Raw genomic sequence first — 24,698 nt, 5'->3', positions numbered from 1 at the left:
AGCCTGCGGTAATTCCGGTACGGCGTCAAATTCACTTGTTGTCAGTTTCACGCGGTTTACGCAGCACTTCATTGATTTCTGGTTTATCCAGCGGGCCACTGATGTGATAACGCAGCAGCGATATCTTGTTCCACAGGGGTCCCAGAACTTTACTGGCGGCAAACACCGCCGCGCCAATTACCGGATTGATGGCAAAAGCTGTCGCCACACCGACCGAGGCGGATATTTCCGGCGCAACCACCGCTTCCATGTCGATCTGACGCTTCACCAGATCGAGATTACCCTGCATCGCAATGTCCGCTTCCAGGCCATCCACCAGCAGATTATCGGTGCGCATCATGCCGTTTTCGATCCAGGCGGTGCCGTTAATCGAGTCGAAGTAGAAAGAATTGGTGAAGGTGTCGCTGAAGTCGAAGCGCAGCTTGCGCAGTAGCGCATCAAAGCTCACCAGCCGCAGGATTTTCCCGGCGGCACCGGTATTCACATCGGCGATCTGGCCTTTGCCAAAGTGGGTCTTCAGGGTACCGCTCAGCGTCTCTGCCGAGGGCTGCCAGGGCGCAGAGCGCCAGTGCAGGTCATACGCAATATCAAATGGCGCATCGCGCAGCGGCGTGTTGACCCCAAACCAGTTGGTCGCGTTATTAATATTCGGGCCTTTCAGCGTGCCCTTCAGCGAAGTGCGCTGGTCGTCCGGGCGGTTAACCCATTCCCCGTTGATTTTCAGCTGTGAACTGCCAGTATCCACTTTTCCGTTAGTAAGCGCTAACGTATCTCCGCGGGGTTGCAGCATCGCGGAGACCTGACCATATTTCTGACCCAGCACCCAGCACTCTTTACAGCGCAACTGTAAAGCGGGCCACTGGCTGAAGTTAATGTTCGTGGCTTTTTGAGGTGGCGCTTTGCCGCCTTTGCCTTCACCGTTATCCCACTGCGGATTGTAGTAAAGGTAATCCAGGTTCACCTGCCACGGTGCTTTCGGGGCCATTGCCAGCGCACCACGCAGCTCTTTAGCCCTGACGCCGACCTGGCCCTTGCCGCCCGCACTCTGAGCCAGTGTCGCTTCAACCTCATGCCATTGCTGCCCGGCCAGGGTGACCGCCGGGCTGCGTAGCGTGATATTGCCGGGCAGCGTGACGCCACCCGTTTTGAGGCCGCCGCCTGACTCGCTGCCCCCGGATGCTCCCCCTGCGGCCATCATCGCCACCCAGGCCTCGCCATCCAGCGCGGGCAGGTTCAGTACCATGCCGGGATGATCGGGCAGAGCAGGTGTTTTCTGCGCATCATTCAGCCAGATGCCACGATCGACGCGCAGCGTCGGCTCCAGCAACCAGCGGCTGTTAAAGCGATGGTTTGCATCGACGCTGCCACTGAGATCGAAATGGTGCAGGTCGCCACTGGCCTTAATTGCGACTGGCATCGCCTCACCGGCTTTCTTATCGAGCGGTGCAGGTAAGTGACTACTTACTTCTTTTGCATTACCGTTCAGCGTCACGTCATAACGCGCGCCGCCATGATGGGGCAGCGTAATATTGACGTCGCCCTGCCACGGCAGATTTCCGCCCAGCTGCTTGCTGACGGCTGCAGGAAGCTGGCTGATTTTAGCAGGCTGCCAGTCGCCCTGAAGTTTGACGTTCACGCCAAAATCGTCCGGATTCTCTTTGGTGCTGAAACGCACGCCCATCGGCTGACCAAACCAGTTCGCACGCAGATCCTCACTGGCCAGATTGCCGTTGTCGTAAAGGAAGCGCCCGGAGAGATTGTTAATGGTGGTTTTTAACGGTTTGATAAACAGCGAATTATTGTTCAGGTCCACATTGCCACGGGCATGAACCTGCTCACCATCCAGCGGGATATCCAGATTCAGGTGGCCGCCGACGCGGCCTTTGATTTCCAGCTGTTCCAGCGCGGCACCCAGTGAAGGTTTCAGCGGAGTCTGCCCGAAATAGTCCGCGATCTGCTGGCCTTCACCACTGATATCACCCTCAATGATCAGTTTTTCTTTCAGGTAGTCGGGGATGACCGCAGTGACGTTGCGCGCGTCCACCTCGCCCAGTTTCGCCACCGGCGCTTTCATCCAGAGACCGTCATTCAGGAAGTTAAGGTCGATATCGAGATTGCTTAACGCTGGCCATTTGGGCTGAAACGCATAGGTTGCCTGGCGAAGCGGCACCCAGACCTGGAACATGCCATCATTATGCTTGAACGGGAACAGCGCCGGATTACCGGCAAACAGCAGTGTGGCGTTATCCACCTTGCCACCCTTCACTGCCCCACTCAGATAGTGCGTCAGGCTGTTACCCAACAGCGGCACCGGGAAGTAGCGCCAGGCATCGCCCGCATCGGTAAGCCGGATACCGGCCAGAATATCCAGACGAGGCTCACCGCCGCTGTTCTGCTGGTAGCTGAAGTCGCCGCGCGCCCAGAGCGAGCGTGCCTCCAGGTCAAGATTTTCGCCCGCCAGCGTGAGGCCATGATCATCATTCAGCCAGCGCAGCGCACCGGTCACCCGCCTAATCTCTAACGGAGCCTGGAACATGTCGCCATAGGGAACGGTCGCCGCCCCCATATCCACACTGACCTGACCATTGCTCAGGCTGCCGCGCGCTTCACCGCTTAAATGGCTGATGCCCGGCAACAGTTTCCAGTGCTGCCAGCTGAAATCACGCCACTTCACCTGTACGCGGGTTTTTTCAGGCTGCTGTAACGGAATATCCAGCGCCAGGCCATCGATGGTGCCCTGCGGCTGCAGCGTCTGCCAGTTTTCAAACAGCGCCGGAGAGAGCGGCGCAAACAGCGGAACGATCGGCGCAATATGACTCAGCACCAGCTGTGTGGCGCGAACGCGCACTTCCGGCTGACCATCCGGTCCCAGCATCTGCTTATCTTCAGGACGCCATAACAGAGAGAAGTGACCGGCGGGCCAGGCGTGGCCGTCGGTGCTGAGCCGGGTTTGTGGCACATTGACCACCCAGCCATTCTGGAAACGTGACAGATGCGCGGTCAGTCCATCGACCTCAATGCGGTGTCGTCCGGTCTCGCCCTGCCAGCTGGCTCCGCCCTTGCGCAGCAGCAGATCGCCGGCGTAGATGTCGCCATCGCGCAGGTTAACCCAGGCCGCCAGGCTAAATCGGGCGCTATCCAGCCGGGTATTGTCACGCACCCAACGGCCCAGCCACGGGCGCATATCGACGTCGTCGGCCTGCATCCAGATGCGGCCATCATTGAGTAAACCGTTGCTGTCGTTAAGATCAAGCCGCACCTGGACCACGCCGTGCTGGCCGGTGAAGCTCGACAGGCTGACTTCGCCTTCGGCCCGGTGGCGGTTATCTTCATTGACCCAGGTGAGTCGCGGGATCGCCAGCTCAGCATGCTGACCGGAAGGGGTGCGGAAACGGATGGTGCTGTCACGCAGGTCAAAGTGGTCAAACTGACGCAGGAAGAGTTCGTTTATCTGCGCCGGACGGAAGCTGTTTTTCTCTTTGTCGTTATCCAGCAGCGGGCGATTAGTATCGAGGTGCAACTGCCAGAAGGTCAGATCGCGAAACTGCCACCGCCAGTGCAGCAGGGACTGCCAGACGTCGAGAGCCAGATTGATACGTTTGATAGTGAGTTTGCCGTTCTCATGCAGATCGACGCTAAGATCGCGAACCTGCAGGGTTGGGCCAAAATTCTCCCATTTACCCTGTAACTGGCTGGCGTTGACCGGCACGCCGCTGCTGTCGGAGATGTATTGCAGAAGGTTGCTGCGATAGCTGTCGAGATGCGGCATCACCAGACGCAATCCGCTGACCAGCAGCGCGACAATCACGATGATTGCCGCGACCAGCAGTAACAAAATCCTCGGCAACTGCCTCACTCACGCCTCTCCTTGTGTTCCGTAAACGACGGATAGTTGGTTCTCATACCCGACCGTCTCCCGATAAAAGCGTTAAAACGCGCATTTTATCTCAAACAAGGGCGATTTTTCAGCCCGATATCCGAAGAAACCGGTGACCGGGCTGGCGTTACATCATCACTACGTCGAACTGCTCCTGAGTGTAGAGCGCTTCGACATGAACTTTAACCTGCTTGCCGACAAAGATTTCGACTTCAGCCAGTGCATGAGACTCGTCAGTTTTTAACGCCTCACCCACCGTCGGTGAAACATAGACCAGAAAGCGGTCAGAATCATAAGCGTGATGAACCCGGACAATCTCACGCATGATTTCATAGCAGACCGTTTCAACGGTTTTCAGCGTGCCGCGCCCTTTGCAGACCGGGCAGTCCTGACACAAAACGTGCTCAATGCTTTCACGGGTACGCTTACGCGTCATCTCCACCAGACCCAGCGCCGAGAAACCATTAATACCGGTTTTAACCCGATCTTTACTGAGCGCGCTTTCCAGCGAATGCAATACCCGGCGGCGATGGTCTTCGTTGCTCATATCGATGAAGTCGATAATGATAATGCCACCAAGATTACGCAGTCGCAGCTGACGTGCGATCGCCTGAGTGGCTTCAACATTGGTATTAAAGATCGTCTCATCAAGGTTACGATGGCCGACAAACGCACCGGTGTTGATATCGATGGTGGTCATCGCTTCGGTCTGATCGATGATCAGATATCCGCCTGACTTTAGTTCAACTTTGCGATCCAGCGAGCGCTGAATCTCATTTTCGACGTCAAACAGGTCGAAAATAGGCTGTTTACCGTTGTAGAGCTCCAGCTTACCGGCCATTTCCGGGATATATTCACCGGTAAATTCCACCAGCATATCGCAGGTCAGGCGGGAGTCGACCCGGATGCGATCCAGCGCCGCGCCCGCAAAATCACGCAGAATACGCTGGGCCAGAGCCAGCTCACCGTAGAGCAGGCAGCGGGTCTGATTGCGCTTTTTACGCTCGCTGACTTTGGTCCAGAGTCGTTTGAGAAAAGCCGCGTCCTGCGCCAGCTCCTCTTCCCCGATGCCTTCTGCGGCGGTACGGATAATAAAGCCGCCCAGATCGTCGCAGTAGTCAGCCACGACCGCTTTAAGCCGATCGCGCTCTTTCTCGCTCTCAATACGCTGAGAGACACCCACATGCGATGCGCCTGGCATAAAGACCAGGTAACGCGAAGGCAGCGTGATGTCAGTGGTCAGCCGGGCACCTTTGGTACCAAGCGGATCTTTGACGACCTGAACCACCAGATCCTGTCCCTGCCGCACCAGCTCGGCGATATCCCGCACGATAAAGTTTTTCTTTTCGTCGCCCGCCACACATTCAGTATGCGGCATGATATCTGAGGCATGCAGAAAGGCCGCTTTCTCCAGACCGATATCAACAAAAGCGGCCTGCATGCCGGGCAGAACACGGCTTACACGGCCTTTATAAATATTGCCAACGATGCCGCGCCGCGCCTCACGCTCAATGTGAATTTCCTGCAGTATGCCGCCGTCAATATAGGCAACACGTGTTTCAGAAGGCGTGACGTTTACCAGTAATTCAGCCGTCATGTTGACCCCTTACGGCACGCAGTGACTCGAAATGGCTGATCAACTCCCCTGTCTCAACCAAGGGTAATCCGACCACTGCATGGTAGCTTCCATTAATTTTGCGGACAAAGTTTCCTCCCCTGCCCTGAATACCGTATGCACCCGCTTTATCCATTGGCTCGCCGGTCGCGATATAGTCGTCGATGTCGGTGGCGGTTAAGGTGCGGAATGTCACATCAGTGATTACGACGCAATCCAGCGCCTGCTGACTGTCGGCCAGCGCTACCGCCGTCATCACCTGATGCGTATGACCAGAGAGTTTGCACAGCATCGCGCGGGCATTAGCGGCATCGCGCGGCTTTTCCAGCACTTCGCCATTCAGCACCACAATCGTATCCGCGCCCAGCACCGGCAGATCCTGCGCGGCCAGTTTGACACCCGCCTGCGCTTTATCATTGGCCAGACGGCGGACATAGATTTCCGCCGCTTCGTTCGGCTGACGCTGCTCTTCAACGTCAGTCACGATGCGCTCGAATGTCAGCCCAAGTTGAGTTAACAGCTCACGACGACGCGGTGAACCGGAAGCAAGATAGAGGGTTACCATAAATTTCCTTATTGAACAGCGAACTGACGACGAATTTTTCTCATTAATAAGAATAGCCAGGGCCAGAGAATACCGTCGACGACACTGCTCCAGAAAATTTCAGGTCGGAATGAAACGTTGATTACCAGGAATTCAGCCCAGAAGACAATCACATCCATCGCCAGCGACAGCACCATAACCATTAACGCTTGCTGCCACAACGCTAAGTTGCGGAATAACTGGAACTTAAAGGCAATCAGGTAGGCGATGATACTGAGCGCCAGCGCACGCACGCCGAGTGTGGAACCCGCAATCAGATCCATGATGGCACCCAGCACAAATCCGCTGCCGACATTGACCCGATGCGGCAGTGCGAGCACCCAATAGATAAGGATCAACAGTAGCCATGAGGGCCGGAACATATAAATTTCATCCGGCCAGGGCATGATCTGCAGGACAAGCGCAACCAGGAAGGAAAGCCAGATGACCCAACGTCCCTGGCTGCGATATCGACTCAAGGCTGCCCCCCGCGTGAACGCGAGGAGTTGCTTTGTCCACTGCTGCTGGTAGCTGACGGTGCAGGCGGTCCCATCTGTACGGCAGGCGCAGGCGGGCCCATTTCTCCCGCAGGCGGTAAGACCTGCGGCATCATCTGCATCAGACGCTCGTTCGCAACGCGATGAACTTCATCCTGCGGCAGCGGCATATCACCATTGCGATCGGCACCCCACAGCAGCAGCAGGTAACGCAGACGCTGCAGACCCGCGGTCGGATGCGCCTGAATCACCGTATAGGCGCGTTGGGTATCCACTTTTACCGAAGAAACCACACCCACCGGATAGCCTTCAGGGAATCGGCCACCGATACCTGAAGTCACCAGCACATCGCCGACCCGAATGTCCGTATTACCCGGCAGATGCTCAAGCTGAAGATCTTCAGTACAGCCGTTACCTGCGGCAATGACACGGATGTCATTACGCAGCACCTGAATCGGCAGGGCATGTGACGCATCGCAGATCAGCAGAACACGGCTGGTGAGTTGTCCGACAGCGATGACCTGACCGACTACCCCTTTATCACTGATGACCGGCTGGCCTTCATAGACGCCGTTAACGCTGCCTTTGTCGATTACCACCTGGTCGGTGTAAGGATCGGTGCCGGTAGAAATGACCTGTGTCACCATCTTTTGCTCATCCTGACGCAGCGGTGAACCCAGCAGTTCACGCAGGCGTGCGTTTTCCTGCTTATATTGCCCCAGCATTAGCAGGTTACTGTTTTTCAGGAAGAGCTCACGACGTAACGCTTTGTTTTCCTGCTCGAGTTGCTGACGCGACGCCAGCGACTCTGACACGCCATCCAGCAGCTGACGTGGCCCATTGGCCAGGAAGTAAAACGGACTGACCGACGTATCCAGATAGTTGCGTATTTGGGTGAAAGAACCCACACGGCTGTCGGCAATGATAATGGCAATCGCCACGATAACCGCCAGGAATAGACGCAACTGCAGGGAAGGTCCCCTGCTAAAAATCGGCTTCATATAATCTGCGTGATCCTCGACAACAGGAGAGGAAGCGACGGCGTAACACCGTGCTTCCCTGGGCTGAACGCACTGCACCGGCACAGATTGCGCCGGTTCACATGCCACTCCCTCGCATGATCATTGCGTTCTTAGCCGGTTGAGGCAATTATTCTTCGCTGAACAAATCGCCGCCATGCATGTCGATCATTTCCAGCGCTTTGCCGCCACCGCGAGCCACACAGGTCAGTGGATCCTCAGCAACCACAACCGGAATGCCCGTCTCTTCCATCAGCAGACGATCCAGGTTGCGCAGTAACGCACCACCGCCGGTCAGCACCATGCCGCGCTCCGAAATATCTGAAGCCAGCTCAGGCGGACACTGCTCAAGGGCAACCATCACCGCGCTAACGATGCCGGTTAATGGCTCCTGCAGCGCTTCCAGAATTTCATTAGAGTTCAGTGTAAAGCCGCGCGGTACACCTTCTGCCAGGTTACGACCACGCACTTCGATCTCACGGACTTCATCACCCGGATAGGCTGAACCGATCTCATGCTTAATACGTTCTGCGGTCGCTTCGCCGATCAGTGAACCGTAGTTACGACGCACATAATTAATAATAGCTTCATCGAAACGATCGCCACCAATACGCACTGACGAGGAGTAGACCACACCGTTCAGCGAGATCACCGCCACTTCTGTGGTACCGCCACCAATATCCACCACCATTGAGCCGGTCGCTTCTGAAACGGGCAGACCCGCACCAATTGCTGCAGCCATCGGCTCTTCAATCAGAAATACTTCACGCGCGCCTGCGCCCTGAGCGGATTCACGAATCGCGCGGCGTTCAACCTGTGTTGCCCCGACGGGTACGCAGACCAGCACACGCGGGCTGGGACGCATAAAACTGTTGCTGTGAACCTGCTTGATGAAGTGTTGCAGCATCTTTTCGGTCACGAAGAAGTCAGCGATAACGCCATCTTTCATCGGACGAATCGCTGCGATATTGCCTGGCGTACGGCCAAGCATCTGTTTGGCCTCATGACCTACGGCCGCAACACTTTTCGGTGAACCGGCACGATCCTGTCGAATAGCGACGACGGAGGGCTCGTTCAGTACGATGCCCTGTCCTTTCACGTAAATCAGGGTATTCGCGGTACCCAGGTCAATGGACAAGTCGTTGGAAAACATGCCACGAAATTTTTTAAACATACTAAGGGGTAATCCTGCAAGCTGGGGGCGGAAAATAAAATCCGCTTACTTTACCAACCACACGAAGCTGCCACAAGGCGCAAAAACGTTCTGCTTCGGTGAAAAAAGACGCCTGATTGCGTTTAAGTCATCTGAACTGGCGATCCACAACAGCAGAATGGCGACCAGACGCCATCAGCACTGCATTTCACGCTATTTCCCCTCGCCCTGTCCGACATAAAATCTAACATTTCCGGCAGTAAGTTCAGAGGTTCAGACGCGGATAAACATTAAAAAAAACCGTAAATTTCCGTCAGTACGACCGCAATTCATTAAATACGGTAACGTTGTGAATACTTCTTCACGTTACTGTTAACCGGAAGCGAGGGAGCAAAAAAGTCGCCCTGCCCACCTGCTACGCCCAACGCGACTAAAGTTTGCCACTCCGCTTTAGTGCGGACACCGGTAGCAAACACCTGAATGCCCGTACATTTACAGACTTCCAGCAGACTCTGCACAAACAGCTGATTTTCAGTCCGGCGCTCAATATTGCGTACCAGACCGGCATCAAGCTTGATCAGTTCCAGCGGCAGCTGTCGTATGTAGGCGCTGCTTACCACGGTTAAACCCGCCTGATTTACCGCAACCCGACAGCCAAAAGCCTTAAGTGCGCGGAAAACTGGCGTTAAACGGTTGATGTGTTGACAAACATCTGCCTCGGCAAGTTCAAATAAAAATCGTTTTCTTTGCGCTTTCGGGCACTGCAGCAGCATGTTCTGCAGCCAGAGGACAAAAGAGCGCTGCAGAAGCGAGGTAATCGTCACCGGGATCACCAGCGTCTCTTCTGGCCAGAGTTCAGAGAGTGCCGCAATGCGAGTCATTAACTGGCGATCCCAGCCATCAGCCATGCCGAGCTGCTGTACCAGGGGCATATATTCTGCGGCCAGCACTTCTTTATCGCCGTCGAAGATGCGGGTCAGCATCACCCGGTGCTGTACCTTACCCTCAATATTGACGGTGGGTTTATGATAGAGCCGCGGGCCGCCACGGCTAAGCGTGTTCTCCAGCAGGGTTCGCCAGCGCACACTACCCCGCCCGGCGTCCTGCGGATTTCCGGCACCATTGGTCCAGTTGTTGCCGCCCAGCAGTGCCGCACGTCGGGTAGCCATTTCGGCATTTTCCATCACCTGCGGCACAGTCTGCCCGCTGTGCCAGGCGCTGATACCGATATGAATGAGATCATCACGATTAACCAGCCGCATCGGCGGCAGAGAATCAACAGCATTGATCAGCTGATCCGCAATACTGTTTGCCTCTTTAAGACTGCGATGCGGCAGTAGCACGGCAAAATCACTGCGGAAATAGCGTGCCAGCAGGGCGCCAGGATAGCGCAGCACAAAGGTGGAAAGCATGTTGACGAAATTGAAGAGGTACTCCTCAACCAGCCCCGGCTCCAGCGAATCCTTCAGCGTGTCCAGATCGGGCAGGCGCACCATCATCACCACACCATGGGTGCCGACAGCTTCCTGATCCTCTAGCAGGGTGGCGAGCTGGTTATCAAAGAACAGCCGGTTGTTGAGACCGGTGCGTCCATCCTGCGCAGCAAAGGTGCGGATCAGCGTGTCGATACGCAGACGCTGCTCGCCCGCTTCCTGCAGATCCGCCAGCAACACATCCAGTGCGCGGCTCGCTCTCGGTGGCCACTCATCCGCACCGCGTTTCGGCATTACGCCGCGCTCACCGCTGATAATCGCCTCTGCCCGCACTTCAAGATGCTCCATACCGCGCCACTGACGACTGAGCCAGCGATGCATCAGCAGCAGCACCAGACTCATCACCAGCATGACGGTAAACAGGATGCCCAGCGTAGAGGTGCCGGTAATGGAGCGCAGCCAGGTTTTGGCAGGATCAAGGGTGACGACCCGCAGCTCTAACCCCGTCTGGTGCATCAAAGGCACATCGACCTGGATAAAACGATTAGGCTCGTCTTCCAGCATCTGGTTTTCGTGTCGGGAGAGGGTAAGGAAAGTCTGCCTGCCGTTGTGAAGGGAAATCTGCTCGGCATTCATTATCGGCATCATACGCGTGAGCCAGACATGCAGCTCTGCCGGCGTCTGGGTGAACATCGCCTGATCCACTTCGGTCGCCAGTATCTGCGCCCGATGTTCAACCCGCTGATGACTGAACCAGAAAACACTGAATGCACAGCCTGCCAGCATCAACGACATGGCCAGCAGGCTTAAAAAGGTAATAAACGCAGATAATTTTGTGGTTAATCGCATCCCTGTGCCTGTATTACTGCGGTGATAACCGGATCACCCAACCTTGTACCGTCAGCCTGACGAAAACGCGAGCAAAAATAGCATAATTTGCCGTTGCCGACAGCGCCGGGACGTATGAAGCCGAAGTATATCGTCGGGATATCATCGCTGACGTTGATCCTGGCACTTTTCGGTGCATTCTCATCGTACCGGCCAGCCAGGAAATTTCACATTTTCAGGGCGAAACTGGCTGATATCAGTAATAGTCATCATGCTGGTTAATGACATCCTGTCTGGAGAAGGCACCATGAAACGCACACCCCGTCTGACCGAAGCCGACGTAACGCCGGAAAGCATTTTTAACATGAAGCGCCGCCAGGTGCTGAAAACGCTGGGACTGAGCGCAGCGGCGATGGGTATGCCGGGCGTGGCGCAAGCCGATATTCTCAGCTGGTTCAAAGGCAACGATCGCCCACCCGCGCCAGCAGGCCGGCCGCTGGACTTTACCAAACCAGCGCAATATCAGGCCGATCTGACCTTAACGCCTGCGGATAAAGTTTCCGGCTATAACAACTTCTATGAGTTCGGGCTGGATAAGGCCGATCCGGCTGCCAATGCCGGTACGCTGAAAACAGAACCCTGGAAACTGACCATTGATGGCGAAGTGGCTAAACCCGTGACCCTGGATATGGATGACATCTTTAAACGGTTTGCCATGGAGCAGCGAATCTATCGCATGCGCTGCGTGGAGGCCTGGTCGATGGTGGTGCCCTGGATAGGCTTCGAGCTGAATAAGCTTATCTCTCTGGCGGAACCCACCAGCAAAGCGCGTTTTGTCGCCTTTCAGACACTGTACGATCCTGAGCAGATGCCAGGTCAGAAAGATCGCTTTATTGGCGGCGGACTCAATTATCCCTATGTCGAAGGTTTACGTCTGGATGAAGCCATGCATCCGCTGACCATTCTGACCACCGGCGTCTATGGCAAAGCGCTGCCGCCGCAGAATGGCGCGCCGATTCGCCTGACGGTGCCGTGGAAATATGGTTTTAAGGGCATTAAGTCGATTGTCAAAATCACCCTGACCGCAAATCAGCCACCAACGACCTGGAATCAGATCGCCGCAGATGAATATGGTTTTTATGCCAATGTGAATCCGCATGTTAATCATCCACGCTGGTCGCAGGCCACTGAGCGATTTATTGGCCCGGGCGGAAGTCTGAAGGTCGAACGTCAGCCAACGCTGCTGTTTAACGGCTATGCCGAACAGGTTGCGTCGCTCTATCGTGGCCTGGATTTACGGGGGAATTACTAGGTGGTACGCCTGTCGATAAAACAGATCACCTGGCTTAAGGTGATTCTGCATCTGGCGGCCCTGTTGCCGTTGGTTTATCTGGTTCTTGCCGCGATGCAGGGCGGCCTGAGTGCGGATCCGGCAAAAGATATTCAGCATTTTACCGGCCGCATGGCGCTGAAACTGCTGCTGGGTACGCTGCTGGTCTCACCGCTGGCACGTTATGGCAGGCAACCGCTGTTAATCCGCACCCGGCGTCTGCTTGGCGTCTGGACGTTTGTCTGGGCTTCTCTCCATCTGCTGAGCTATTACCTGCTGGAGCTGGGCGCTGACAATCTGCGTCTGCTGGGCAGCGAGCTGATTTCCCGTCCCTATCTGACACTGGGGATTATCAGCTGGCTGATATTACTGGCCCTGGCGCTGACGTCGTTTCAGCGCGCTCAGCGCAAGCTCGGTAAGCGCTGGCAAACTCTGCACAACGCGGTCTATCTGGTGGCCATTCTGGTGCCGATTCACTATATCTGGTCAGTGAAAACCGTGTCACCCCAGCCACTTATCTACGCACTACTTGCTGCAATACTGTTAGCCTGGCGTTACAAAAAATTTCTCAAATGGTGGCCTCGCTAGCGCTTCACCCGTTGTTTTCCTCTGCTGTTTTCTGATAAAAGATGTGGCCCGCAGGCCACATCCGATCATCTTCGCAGATAAGACCAGTATTTTGCTGCGAAATGACACGAAACGGATATAATGCCCGGCTTTATTGCTCGTCGGGTCTTCTTTTTCATTCTCAAAGGTGACAAATGAAGATTCGCAAGGTATTTTACGCGATGCCTCAATGATTGCGGGAGATGGCAGCACGATGGCGCATAAATTACATATTCTGCTTTTAAACGGACCCAACCTGAACCTGTTGGGAACGCGTGAACCTGAGAAGTATGGTCATACCACGCTGCGTCAGATCGTTGACGATTTGACGCGTCAGGCAGACCAGTTGAATGTGGAATTGAGCCACCTGCAAACCAATGCTGAATTTCAGCTGATTGATCGCATTCATGAGGCCAAAGGCAATGTGGATTACATCATTATTAATCCTGCCGCGTTTACCCATACCAGTGTCGCACTACGTGATGCCCTGCTGGCGGTAGAAATACCGTTTATCGAGGTTCATCTCTCCAACGTGCATGCCCGCGAGCCCTTCCGCCATCACTCCTATCTTTCTGATGTCTCTGCTGGCGTGATCTGTGGGCTTGGCGCTGACGGCTACACATGGGCTTTACAAACGGCAGTAAAACGCCTGTCTCAAACTAATTAATCAAACTGAGTACGGAACCCCACTCATGGATATTCGTAAAATTAAAAAACTGATCGAACTGGTTGAAGAGTCTGGCATTTCAGAGCTGGAAATTTCTGAAGGTGAAGAGTCCGTTCGCATCAGCCGTGCACCTGCAAACGTGGGTTACCCGATGATGCAGCAGACTTACGCTGCGCCGGTTCAACAGCCTGCTCTGGCAACAGCTGTTGCTCCTGTTGCAGCAGTTGCCGAAGCGGCACCGGCTGAAATCAGCGGTCACATCGTGCGTTCACCAATGGTAGGGACCTTCTACCGTACGCCGAGCCCGGATGCGAAAGCCTTTGTGGAAGTCGGCCAGAAAGTGAATGCCGGCGATACCTTGTGCATCGTCGAAGCCATGAAAATGATGAACCAGATCGAAGCTGACAAATCAGGTGTAGTGAAAGCGATCCTGGTTGAAAGCGGTCAGCCGGTCGAATTTGACGAGCCACTGGTTATCATCGAGTAACGGGGCAGATCATGCTGGATAAAATTGTTATTGCTAACCGTGGTGAGATTGCGCTGCGCATTCTGCGTGCCTGTAAAGAACTGGGCATCAAGACTGTTGCGGTACACTCAAGCGCGGATCGTGACCTGAAGCACGTGCTGCTGGCAGACGAAACCGTCTGCATCGGCCCGGCGCAGTCAGTTAAAAGTTACCTCAACATCCCGGCGCTGATCTCTGCTGCAGAGATCACCGGCGCGGTGGCGATTCACCCTGGCTACGGCTTCCTCTCTGAGAATGCCGATTTTGCTGAGCAGGTTGAGCGCTCCGGCTTTATCTTTATCGGTCCGAAAGCAGACACCATTCGCCTGATGGGCGACAAAGTCTCTGCGATTAATGCGATGAAGAAAGCAGGCGTCCCAACCGTACCCGGTTCTGACGGTTCGCTGACCGATGATATGGAAAAAAACCGTGCCTTTGCGAAGCGCATCGGTTATCCGGTCATCATCAAAGCCTCTGGCGGCGGCGGCGGTCGTGGTATGCGCGTTGTGCGCAGCGACAAAGATCTGGAACAATCCATCAACATGACGAAAGCGGAAGCCAAAGCGGCTTTCAGCAACGACATGGTTTACATGGAGAAGTATCTGGAGAATCCGCGCCACATCGAGATTCAGGTTCTGGCTGACGGCCAGGGCAACGCGATCTATCTGGGCGAACGTGACTGCTCTATGCAGCGTCGTCACCAGAAAGTGGTTGAAGAAGCGCCAGGCCCAGGTATTACTGAAGAACAGCGCAGCTTTATCGGCAATCGTTGTGCCAAAGCCTGTATTGAGATTGGCTATCGTGGCGCAGGTACCTTCGAGTTTCTGTACGAAAACGGTGAGTTCTACTTCATTGAGATGAACACCCGTATTCAGGTGGAACATCCGGTGACCGAGATGATCACCGGTGTGGATCTGATCAAAGAGCAGCTGCGCATTGCTGCGGGTCAGCCACTGTCGATCAAACAGGACGAAGTGGTTATTCGCGGACATGCGGTCGAGTGCCGTATTAACGCTGAAGATCCGGTCACCTTCCTGCCAAGTCCGGGTAAAATCACCCGCTTCCATGCGCCAGGCGGTTTTGGCGTGCGCTGGGAGTCGCATATTTACTCAGGCTACACCGTACCGCCGTATTACGACTCCATGATCGGTAAGCTGATCACCTATGGCGAAACGCGCGACGTGGCTATCGCCCGCATGAAGAATGCGCTGGCGGAACTGATCATCGACGGTATCAAAACCAACGTTGAACTGCAGATGAAAATCATGTCCGACGAAAACTTCCAGCACGGTGGAACCAATATCCACTATCTGGAGAAAAAACTCGGCTTGCACGAGAAGTAAACGCAACGCTGAGTCAGTCAGAGGCCGGTTAATCCGGCCTTTTTCTTTTGCCGCTGGCGTTAAGGTTGAATCATGGATGCTCGTTTTATACAGGCACATAAAGAGGCGCGCTGGTCGCTCTACCTCACCCTGCTCTGGCTCGCTGCCTGGGGGCTTTCTGCCTGGCTGGGTGGCAGTGAAATTGGTATCACCGGCCTGCCGCGCTGGTTTGAACTCTCCTGCCTGTTTGCTCCCCTGTTGTTCATATTCCTGTGCTGGATGATGGTGCGGTTAATTTTCCGCGACATGCCGCTGGAGGACACAAATGAACAGTGAAATTATCCTGCCGTTACTAATTTATCTGGTGTTGATTGCCGCGCTGTCGGTGTTTGCCGTGCGCAAAAGGCGCGAGGGTAGCTTCCTCACTGAATATTTCCTTGGCAGCCGCTCCATGGGCGGATTTGTGCTGGCGATGACGCTCACCACCACCTATATCAGCGCCAGCTCGTTTATTGGTGGTCCCGGTGCCGCCTACAAATATGGGCTGGGATGGGTATTGCTGGCGATGGTGCAGGTGCCCGCCGTCTGGCTCTCGCTGGGTGTGCTGGGGAAAAAGTTTGCCATCCTGGCGCGTAAGCATAATGCGGTGACGCTGAATGACATGCTCTACGCCCGCTATCAGAGCCCGCTGCTGATCTGGCTGGCAAGTCTGAGCCTGCTGGTTGCCTTTATCGGTGCCATGACAGTGCAGTTTATTGGCGGCGCGCGGCTGCTCGAAACCGCCGCAGGCATCCCGTATGACACGGGTCTGCTGATTTTTGGCGGCACTATTGCGCTCTACACCGCTTTTGGCGGGTTCCGTGCCAGCGTTCTCAATGACGCCATGCAGGGCATCGTGATGCTGATTGGCACATTTCTGCTGCTGTTCGCGGTGATTCATCAGGCTGGCGGCCTGAGCACGGCCGTGCAGAAACTGCATGACATTGATCCCGCTCTGCTGTCGCCGCAGGGACCGGGTGAGATTATAACGCCGACCTTCCTCAGTTCATTTGTCGTGCTGGTCTGCTTTGGGGTGATTGGCTTGCCGCATACTGCGGTGCGCTGCATCTCTTATAAAGACAGCAAGGCAGTCCATCGGGCCATTATTCTGGGTACCATTGTGGTGGTGATCCTGATGCTGGGAATGCATTTGGCCGGTGCGCTGGGCCGGGCGATACTGCCGAATCTGACCGTGCCGGATAGTGTTATACCCACCCTGATGATCACTGTGCTGCCACCGTTAGCTGCCGGACTGTTTCTGGCAGCCCCCATGGCCGCCATTATGTCGACCATTAATGCCCAGCTGTTACAGGCTTCGGCTACGCTGATCAAAGATCTCTATCTGCGTGTTGCCCCACAGCAGATGGAAAATGAGACGCGGCTGCGGCTGTTATCTGGCACCATTACGTTCGCACTGGGTCTCCTGCTGCTGATTGCGGCCTGGAATCCACCCGATATGATTATCTGGCTCAACCTGCTGGCCTTTGGCGGCCTTGAGGCGGTTTTCCTCTGGCCGCTGGTACTGGGTCTCTACTGGGAACGCGCTAATGCCGCAGGCGCCATCACCGGCATGGTGGTGGGTGGAGGCTGCTACGCTTTTCTGGCGAGCCTGAACCTGCAGATTCTGGGTTTTCATCCCATTGTGCCCTCACTGCTTTTAAGCCTGCTGGCATTTTTAGTGGGCAACCTGTTTGGACGCGCGCCGCAAACGGTCGACGCGCCGCAACATTGACGGAAAGAGAGACGTTATGCCGTGGATTCAAATCAAAATTAATAGCTCAGGTGAACACGCGGAAACGCTGAGCGATGCGCTGATGGACATTGGTGCGGTTTCAGTGACCTTTCAGGATACCAACGACACGCCGGTGTATGAGCCGCTGCCAGGTGAAACCCGCCTGTGGGGCGATACCGATGTTATCGGCCTGTTCGATGCAGAAACTGATATGGCCGCGATTACCGCCGAACTGGCGCAGCATCCGTTGCTGGGCGCCGGTTTTCGTCACCGGATCGAGCAGATCGAAGATAAAGACTGGGAGCGCGAATGGATGGAAAACTTCCATCCGATGCGCTTCGGTGAGCGGCTCTGGATCTGTCCGAGCTGGCGTGATGTGCCGGATCCTGATGCCGTCAACGTGATGCTCGATCCCGGCCTGGCGTTTGGGACCGGCACGCATCCGACCACCTCACTCTGCCTTACCTGGCTTGACGGGCTGGATCTGGTGGGCAAAACGGTGATCGATTTCGGCTGTGGTTCGGGGATCCTGGCGATCGCCGCACTGAAGCTGGGTGCGGCTCAGGCGATCGGGATTGATATCGATCCGCAGGCTATTCAGGCCAGCCGGGATAATGCTGAGCGCAACGGCGTCTCTGATCGCCTGTCGCTCTATCTGCCCCACCAGCAACCCGAAAATCTGCAGGCTGATGTGGTGGTGGCCAATATCCTGGCCGGCCCGCTACGTGAACTGGCCCCGCTGATCAGCGTACTGCCGAAGTCTGGCGGTCATCTGGGACTCTCGGGCGTGTTAGAGAGCCAGGCAGAGAGCGTCTGCGAAGCGTATGTCAGCGAGTTCACGCTCGACCCGGTTGCGGTTAAAGAGGAGTGGTGCCGGATTACCGGGATTAAATCCTGAATATAGCGCCTGTCTGCCCCCTCTGATATCGCGCTGCCCGTAACAAAGTGCCTTAACAGAACATTCAGCCAGCCCGTAGCGTAAGTTGCGGGCTTTCCCGATTTGAAATGGATGCTTGTATCGTTAATCACGGCATGTGACGTTTTTTATCTGGCGAATTGACGTACTTTTCTGGAAAAACTTTTGCTCACAATTTCAGCATAAATTGTTAAGTGATTGATATTTAAGCTTAATAAATATGCGCATCGATCATGGCCCGGATTTCATTGATCTTTCTTGCTGATTGTTCAAAGTTTGGCCTTTCATCTTCCTGCAAAAATGCGTAATATACGCCGCCTTGCAGACACAGTATGGCCATTCTGACTTCATGCGTATTGGAAACCTCCAGCTGAGAAATCGACTGATTGCAGCACCGATGGCCGGTATTACCGACAGGCCGTTCAGGGCGCTGTGTCACGAAATGGGTGCAGGCATGGCAGTTTCTGAGATGTTGTCTTCAAACCCGGAAGTCTGGGCTAGCGACAAATCTCGATTACGTATGGTTCACAGCGATGAGCCAGGCATTCGCGCCGTGCAAATTGCCGGTTGCGATCCCAGTGAAATGGCGCAAGCTGCACGCATTAATGTTGAGGCTGGTGCACAGGTCATCGACATTAATATGGGATGCCCTGCCAAGAAGGTTAACCGCAAAATGGCGGGTTCAGCCTTGCTGCAATATCCCACCGTGGTGGAGTCAATTCTCTCCGCAGTGGTTAATGCAGTGAATGTGCCGGTTACGCTGAAAATTCGTACTGGCTGGGATCCTGAAAACAGGAACTGTGTCGCGATTGCCCAATTGGCTGAACGCTGCGGTATACAGGCTCTGACGATACATGGTCGCACTCGTGCCTGCCTGTTCAACGGAGAAGCTGAATATGACAGCATTCGGACAGTTAAGCAGAGTGTCTCCATTCCGATTATCGCGAATGGAGACATAACTGACCCGCATAAAGCCAGAGCGGTGCTCGACTATACAGGGGCCGATGCTCTGATGATAGGACGTGCTGCTCAGGGAAGACCGTGGATCTTCCGGGAAATCCAGCATTATCTGGACACTGGGGAGTTGCTTGCCCCGCTGCCGATGGCAGAGGTCAAGCGCTTGCTTGTTTCGCATATACGTGAGCTGCACGACTTTTACGGTTCAGGCAAGGGATACCGTATAGCGCGAAAGCACGTCTCCTGGTATCTGCAGGAGCACGCCCCGAATGACCAGTTTCGGCGCACATTCAACGCCATTGAGGATGCCAGCGAACAGCTGGAGGCGTTGGAGGCATACTTCGAAAATCTTGCGTAACGAAATAAAGAGCTGAAAGAACTATGTTCGAACAACGCGTAAATTCTGACGTACTGACCGTTTCAACCGTTAACTCACAGGATCAGGTAACTCAAAAACCTTTGCGTGATTCGGTTAAACAGGCACTGAAGAACTATTTTGCTCAACTGAATGGTCAGGATGTGAGCGACCTGTATGAGCTGGTTTTGGCTGAAGTCGAGCAGCCTCTGTTGGACATGGTGATGCAGTATACCCGTGGCAATCAGACCCGTGCTGCCCTGATGATGGGTATCAACCGCGGTACGCTGCGTAAGAAATTGAAAAAATACGGCATGAACTGATTTTTAGTTCTGTCTGTAAATCACGCCAGCCTTCGGGCTGGCGTTTTTATTTGTGCGTCGACGCACAAAGCCACGGTAATAATAGTGAAACAGTTTCCGGTAATATGGTAACTGTAGTTGCAATCGCTGGCGTGATATTTCACCCTCTCGCTTTCGCCCGCTGTGATTTGACTTAGTGCCTGCCTGACCCTCACCTCGCTTCACATCCCCGCCACTGCTGGGTATGTGACTTTCTGCGCATTAAAAAGCAACGCAATCTCTTCATACATTTCTGCCTGAGTGAATGCTCACACTGCTCCCACATAGTGAAACTATTTGCACTAAATGTGATCGGGTCGACTCGCATTGCTTCCTTTTGGTGCGCCATATTAGCGGAACTTTCTAAGTGCTTCCGATTATTAACCGTTCTTTCATACGAATTCAGGAACCTGCAAACCTGGCATCAGCTTTGCAGAGTCGTGGATGGCTGACCGCCACAGACAGGAAAAACGCACACTAAAGTGCGCAAACATAACAACATGATCCCGCCACACAGGATGCTTTATGAAAAAGATGATGCTCTCTACGCTGATCGCTGCTGCCTCGCTGGTTGCCGTTGCTCAGCAAGCACACGCAGGCACCACACTGGATGCGATAAAGAAAAAAGGGTTTGTTCAATGTGGTATCAGTGACGGCTTGCCGGGCTTCTCCTATGCAGATGCTGGCGGCAAGTTTACCGGTATCGATGTGGATGTGTGTCGTGCGACGGCTGCCGCTGTGTTTGGTGATGCGACCAAAGTGAAATATACCCCGCTGACCGCGAAAGAGCGTTTTACCGCTCTGCAGTCCGGCGAGGTGGATGTGCTTTCACGTAATACCACCTGGACCTCATCGCGCGATGGCGGCATGGGCTTCCTGTTTGCGGGCGTGAACTATTACGACGGTATCGGCTTCCTGACTCACCAGAAGGCCGGCCTGAAAAGTGCGAAAGAGCTGGATGGTGCCACTGTCTGTATTCAGGCGGGAACCGACACCGAGCTGAACGTAGCGGACTTCTTTAAAGCCAACAAAATGCAATATACGCCTGTGACCTTTGACCGCTCTGATGAATCGGCTAAAGCGCTGGATAGCGGACGTTGCGATACGCTGGCATCTGACCAGTCTCAGCTTTACGCATTACGCATTAAGCTGGGCAAACCGGACGAATTTATTGTTCTGCCCGAAGTGATCTCCAAAGAGCCGCTGGGGCCGTTGGTGCGTCGTGGTGATGATGACTGGTTCACCATCGTGAAGTGGTCGCTCTACGCCATGCTGAATGCGGAGGAGATGGGCATCTCCTCGAAGAACGTTGATCAGATGACGGCCAAGCCAACCACACCAGACATGGCACACTTCCTGGGCGCCGAAGGTGATTTTGGTAAGGATCTGAAGCTGGATAACAAGTGGGCCTACAACATCGTCAAGCAGGTGGGTAACTATCAGGAAAGCTTTGACCGTAACGTCGGTAAAGACAGCGCACTGAAGATTGCACGTGGTCAGAATGCGTTGTGGAACCAGGGCGGTATTCAGTACGCACCACCGGTACGTTAACAGACCTCACTAATCGGGCACCCTATTCTGTGGTGCCCTACCCCAGCTTTCGTTACTGAGGTTTCAACATGTCACAACGCCCAACCGTGAAAAGGGATTTTTCATTTGGTAATCCCACGGTTCGCGCCTGGATTTATCAGCTCATCGCCGTCGTCGCGGTGCTTGGTGTGGTGGGTTATCTGGTGCATAACACCATTATTAACCTTGCTAATCGCGGTATTACATCGGGGTTTGGATTTCTTGAGCGCACTGCCGGTTTCGGCATCGTTCAGCATCTGATTGAGTACACTGAGGGAGATACCTACGCGCGCGTGTTTCTGGTCGGATTAACCAACACGCTGCTGGTCTCTGCACTCTGTATTGTTTTCGCTTCGATTCTCGGATTCGCGGTCGGTCTTGCCCGCCTTTCTGACAACTGGCTGCTGCGGAAACTCTCGAATATCTATATCGAAACCTTCCGTAATATCCCACCCCTGCTGCAAATCTTCTTCTGGTACTTTGCAGTCTTACGCAATCTGCCGGGCCCACGTCAGGCGCTGAATGCTTTTGACCTGGCATATGTCAGTAATCGCGGACTCTACGTTCCGTGGCCGACCTATGCAGCAGGCAGCTGGCCATTTGTTATTGCACTGCTTCTGGCCGCGGCTGTGAGCTATGGCCTGTACCGCTTTAACCGTAAACATCAGCTGAAAACCGGTCAGTTACGTCGCACATGGCCCGCTGCCGTTGTGATGCTGATTCTCTTTCCTTTGCTTGCACACATTGGGTTTGGCCCAGCCACGCACTGGGATGTGCCACAACTGCGCGGTTTCAATTTCCGTGGCGGCTCGGTGATGATACCGGAGCTGGCAGCCCTGACGCTGGCACTGTCGATTTATACGTCGTCGTTTATTGCTGAAGTGATCCGCTCCGGGATCCAGTCGGTACCCTATGGTCAGCATGAAGCAGCGCGGTCGCTGGGGCTGCCTAATCCGGTTACGCTGCGCCAGGTGATTATTCCTCAGGCCATGCGCGTCATTATTCCGCCACTGACCAGCCAGTATCTGAACATCGTGAAGAACTCCTCACTCGCCGCCGCTATCGGTTATCCCGATATGGTGTCGCTGTTCGCCGGATCGGTACTTAATCAGACCGGTCAGGCCATTGAGACGATTGCTATCACGATGGGCGTTTACCTGATTATCAGCCTGCTGATATCAATGCTTATGAACTTCTACAACCGCAAAATTGCGCTGGTTGAGCGTTAAGAGAACGGGATAACTATGTCTGTGACTACGCATGAAACGCCCCCCGTCCCGACGACTCTGGTCAGTCGCGCCTGGTTTTGGGCTCGTAAAAACCTGTTTTCCAGCTGGTTTAATACGCTACTGACGCTGTTTTGCATCTGGGTTATCTGGCACGTCATTCCACCCGCGCTGAACTGGCTGGTCTTTCAGGCAAACTGGATCGGCACCACGCGCGCCGATTGCACCAAAGAGGGTGCCTGTTGGGTCTTTATCCATGCTCGTTTCGGCCAGTTCATGTATGGGCTTTACCCGCATGAATTGCGCTGGCGTATTAACCTGGCGCTGGTGATCGGCCTGTTGTCGATTGTGCCGATGTTCCTGAAGAGCCTGCCGTATCGTGGACGCTACATTGCTGCCTGGGCTGTCATCTATCCGGTGATTGTCTGGTTTCTGCTGTATGGCGGCTATCTGGGGCTGGAACGTGTCGAAACACGTCAATGGGGCGGATTAACGCTGACGCTGATTATTGCGTCAGTGGGTATTGCCGGTGCGCTGCCGCTGGGTATTTTGCTGGCGCTGGGCCGTCGCTCACGCATGCCGGTCGTGCGCACGCTGTCGATTATCTTTATTGAGTTCTGGCGCGGCGTGCCGCTGATTACCGTGCTGTTTATGTCATCCGTGATGCTGCCGCTGTTTATGTCTGAAGGCACTAACATCGACAAGCTGGTGCGCGCGCTGGTCGGCGTCATTCTGTTCCAGTCCGCCTATGTGGCAGAGGTGGTTCGCGGTGGCCTGCAGGCACTGCCGAAAGGTCAGTACGAAGCAGCCGAATCTCTGGCGCTGGGCTACTGGAAGACGCAGATGCTGGTTATTCTGCCCCAGGCGCTGAAGCTCACTATTCCCGGCCTGGTCAATACCATCATCGCACTGTTTAAAGATACCAGCCTGGTCATCATCATTGGTCTTTTCGATCTGTTCAGCAGCGTCCAGCAGGCAACGGTCGATCCGACCTGGCTGGGGATGTCGACCGAAGGTTATGTCTTTGCTGCACTGGTCTATTGGATCTTCTGTTTTAGCATGTCGCGCTACAGCCAGTATCTGGAAAAGCGCTTTCACACCGGGCGTACATCGCACTGAGGTTTTACATGACTGACTCTATGACACACTCTTCCGACGCGTTGATGATCTCGCTTGAGAACGTGAATAAATGGTACGGGCAATTCCATGTACTGAAAGACATCAACCTGCAGGTTAAACCCCGTGAACGCATCGTACTGTGCGGACCTTCCGGCTCCGGCAAATCGACGACGATCCGCTGTATCAACCATCTGGAAGAGCATCAGCAGGGCCGCATTGTTGTTGACGGTATCCATCTTAATGATGACGTTCGTAACATTGAGCGCGTGCGCACCGAAGTCGGTATGGTCTTCCAGCACTTCAATCTCTTTCCGCATCTGACCGTACTGCAAAACTGCACGCTGGCACCTTCCTGGGTAAGAAAGATTCCAAAGAAGGAAGCTGATGAGCTGGCCATGCACTATCTGCAACGCGTGCGTATTGCCGAGCATGCACATAAGTTTCCGGGCCAGCTCTCTGGCGGACAGCAGCAGCGTGTCGCCATCGCCCGCTCACTCTGTATGAAGCCCAAAATTATGCTGTTTGATGAGCCCACGTCAGCGCTGGATCCTGAGATGGTTAAAGAGGTGCTGGATACGATGATTGGTCTGGCTGAGGATGGGATGACTATGCTGTGCGTCACCCATGAGATGGGCTTTGCCCGAACGGTGGCTGACCGGGTGATCTTTATGGATCGGGGAGAGATCGTCGAAGTCGCGCCACCGCAGGAGTTCTTTGCGAATCCAAAATCGGAGCGTACCCGGGCGTTTCTATCGCAGGTTATTCACTGATCAGACGTTCAGTTATCTCACTACCCGGCCTGGTGCCGGGTTTTTTTATGGCCTGAACAGCCGCTTTAATATGCTTACTGACCTGTTGCTGTTATGAATAGACAGACAGATACGCTGTGAAGAGGGAGTTTTATCGCGGTTTGCCACAACGAAAAAAGCCCTTCGCATACGCAAAGGGCTCTCTCTTATTTGATGCCTGGCAGTTCCCTACTCTCGCATGGGGAGACCCCACACTACCA

21 protein-coding genes are annotated in these 24,698 nt (G+C 54.5%); 14 read left to right on the top strand and 7 right to left on the bottom strand.

Features of this window, described 5'->3' with window-relative positions:
- Window positions 1-31 precede the first annotated feature (31 nt).
- The 7 genes from yhdP to csrD form a co-directional block, all read right to left on the bottom strand.
- Window positions 32-3,856: an AsmA2 domain-containing protein YhdP gene (yhdP, locus tag ACK13D_RS21330; protein ID WP_418797021.1), complete on the bottom strand. Its 3,825-nt coding sequence runs from the start codon at window positions 3,854-3,856 to the stop codon at window positions 32-34.
- Between the two features lie 148 nt (window positions 3,857-4,004).
- A complete protein-coding gene (rng, locus tag ACK13D_RS21325; RefSeq protein ID WP_003855268.1) occupies window positions 4,005-5,474 on the bottom strand; it encodes a ribonuclease G in 1,470 nt (489 codons plus the stop codon).
- Entirely contained in the window at window positions 5,464-6,057 is a 594-nt protein-coding gene (locus ACK13D_RS21320) for a Maf family protein (protein ID WP_122889551.1), read from the bottom strand. The genes rng and ACK13D_RS21320 overlap by 11 nt, the downstream gene beginning before the upstream one ends.
- A gap of 8 nt (window positions 6,058-6,065) precedes the next feature.
- Window positions 6,066-6,554, bottom strand: a complete 489-nt coding sequence (mreD, locus tag ACK13D_RS21315) for a rod shape-determining protein MreD (protein WP_010256045.1) — start codon at window positions 6,552-6,554, stop codon at window positions 6,066-6,068.
- A complete protein-coding gene (gene mreC, locus ACK13D_RS21310; protein ID WP_010256043.1) occupies window positions 6,551-7,573 on the bottom strand; it encodes a rod shape-determining protein MreC in 1,023 nt (340 codons plus the stop codon). Before mreC ends, mreD begins: the two co-directional genes overlap by 4 nt.
- A gap of 148 nt (window positions 7,574-7,721) precedes the next feature.
- Complete coding sequence (mreB, locus tag ACK13D_RS21305) at window positions 7,722-8,765, bottom strand: rod shape-determining protein MreB (protein WP_004385136.1); 1,044 nt, start codon at window positions 8,763-8,765, stop codon at window positions 7,722-7,724.
- 311 nt (window positions 8,766-9,076) lie between these two features.
- Window positions 9,077-11,026, bottom strand: a complete 1,950-nt coding sequence (gene csrD, locus ACK13D_RS21300; RefSeq protein ID WP_010699819.1) for an RNase E specificity factor CsrD — start codon at window positions 11,024-11,026, stop codon at window positions 9,077-9,079.
- A gap of 286 nt (window positions 11,027-11,312) precedes the next feature.
- Here csrD and msrP point away from each other — a divergent pair, with 286 nt between their 5' ends.
- The 14 genes from msrP to ACK13D_RS21230 all read left to right on the top strand — a co-directional run bounded on the left by msrP (window position 11,313) and on the right by ACK13D_RS21230 (window position 24,459).
- Window positions 11,313-12,317, top strand: a complete 1,005-nt coding sequence (gene msrP / locus ACK13D_RS21295; protein WP_033787988.1) for a protein-methionine-sulfoxide reductase catalytic subunit MsrP — start codon at window positions 11,313-11,315, stop codon at window positions 12,315-12,317.
- Window positions 12,318-12,923, top strand: coding sequence for a protein-methionine-sulfoxide reductase heme-binding subunit MsrQ (gene msrQ, locus ACK13D_RS21290; RefSeq protein WP_010699820.1), 606 nt, complete (start codon window positions 12,318-12,320; stop codon window positions 12,921-12,923).
- A 232-nt stretch (window positions 12,924-13,155) separates the two neighbouring features.
- Window positions 13,156-13,608 (top strand): type II 3-dehydroquinate dehydratase, encoded by a 453-nt coding sequence (aroQ, locus tag ACK13D_RS21285; protein WP_010256011.1) that lies wholly within the window; start codon window positions 13,156-13,158, stop codon window positions 13,606-13,608.
- A gap of 25 nt (window positions 13,609-13,633) precedes the next feature.
- On the top strand, window positions 13,634-14,095 hold the full coding sequence (accB, locus tag ACK13D_RS21280) for an acetyl-CoA carboxylase biotin carboxyl carrier protein (protein ID WP_010256009.1): 462 nt from the start codon (window positions 13,634-13,636) through the stop codon (window positions 14,093-14,095).
- An 11-nt stretch (window positions 14,096-14,106) separates the two neighbouring features.
- Window positions 14,107-15,456 carry an acetyl-CoA carboxylase biotin carboxylase subunit gene (gene accC, locus ACK13D_RS21275; RefSeq protein ID WP_010256007.1) on the top strand — a complete coding sequence of 450 codons (1,350 nt, stop codon included), beginning with the start codon at window positions 14,107-14,109 and terminating at the stop codon, window positions 15,454-15,456.
- A gap of 72 nt (window positions 15,457-15,528) precedes the next feature.
- Window positions 15,529-15,771: a YhdT family protein gene (locus tag ACK13D_RS21270; protein WP_010256005.1), complete on the top strand. Its 243-nt coding sequence runs from the start codon at window positions 15,529-15,531 to the stop codon at window positions 15,769-15,771.
- Entirely contained in the window at window positions 15,761-17,206 is a 1,446-nt protein-coding gene (panF, locus tag ACK13D_RS21265; RefSeq protein ID WP_010256003.1) for a sodium/pantothenate symporter, read from the top strand. The genes ACK13D_RS21270 and panF overlap by 11 nt, the downstream gene beginning before the upstream one ends.
- A 16-nt stretch (window positions 17,207-17,222) precedes the next feature.
- A complete protein-coding gene (gene prmA / locus ACK13D_RS21260; protein ID WP_010699821.1) occupies window positions 17,223-18,104 on the top strand; it encodes a 50S ribosomal protein L11 methyltransferase in 882 nt (293 codons plus the stop codon).
- Between the two features lie 367 nt (window positions 18,105-18,471).
- The gene (gene dusB / locus ACK13D_RS21255) at window positions 18,472-19,437 is read left to right on the top strand and encodes a tRNA dihydrouridine synthase DusB (RefSeq protein WP_008925814.1); all 966 of its coding nucleotides are present in this window, start codon (window positions 18,472-18,474) and stop codon (window positions 19,435-19,437) included.
- A gap of 23 nt (window positions 19,438-19,460) precedes the next feature.
- Complete coding sequence (gene fis / locus ACK13D_RS21250) at window positions 19,461-19,757, top strand: DNA-binding transcriptional regulator Fis (RefSeq protein ID WP_003855228.1); 297 nt, start codon at window positions 19,461-19,463, stop codon at window positions 19,755-19,757.
- Between the two features lie 543 nt (window positions 19,758-20,300).
- On the top strand, window positions 20,301-21,326 hold the full coding sequence (locus tag ACK13D_RS21245; protein WP_010255984.1) for an amino acid ABC transporter substrate-binding protein: 1,026 nt from the start codon (window positions 20,301-20,303) through the stop codon (window positions 21,324-21,326).
- Window positions 21,327-21,394: 68 nt separating this feature from the next.
- The gene (locus ACK13D_RS21240) at window positions 21,395-22,573 is read left to right on the top strand and encodes an amino acid ABC transporter permease (RefSeq protein WP_033780626.1); all 1,179 of its coding nucleotides are present in this window, start codon (window positions 21,395-21,397) and stop codon (window positions 22,571-22,573) included.
- Between the two features lie 15 nt (window positions 22,574-22,588).
- Window positions 22,589-23,689 carry an amino acid ABC transporter permease gene (locus tag ACK13D_RS21235; RefSeq protein WP_010255980.1) on the top strand — a complete coding sequence of 367 codons (1,101 nt, stop codon included), beginning with the start codon at window positions 22,589-22,591 and terminating at the stop codon, window positions 23,687-23,689.
- 8 nt (window positions 23,690-23,697) lie between these two features.
- On the top strand, window positions 23,698-24,459 hold the full coding sequence (locus ACK13D_RS21230; protein ID WP_010699823.1) for an amino acid ABC transporter ATP-binding protein: 762 nt from the start codon (window positions 23,698-23,700) through the stop codon (window positions 24,457-24,459).
- The last annotated feature ends 239 nt before the right edge of the window (window positions 24,460-24,698 follow it).

This window comes from Pantoea sp. K16, assembly GCF_048452805.1.
In the GTDB taxonomy this organism is placed as follows: Bacteria; Pseudomonadota; Gammaproteobacteria; order Enterobacterales; family Enterobacteriaceae; genus Pantoea; species Pantoea agglomerans.
The sequence above is the reverse complement of the archived record's forward strand: the minus strand, read 5'-3'. Positions and strand labels throughout refer to the sequence as shown.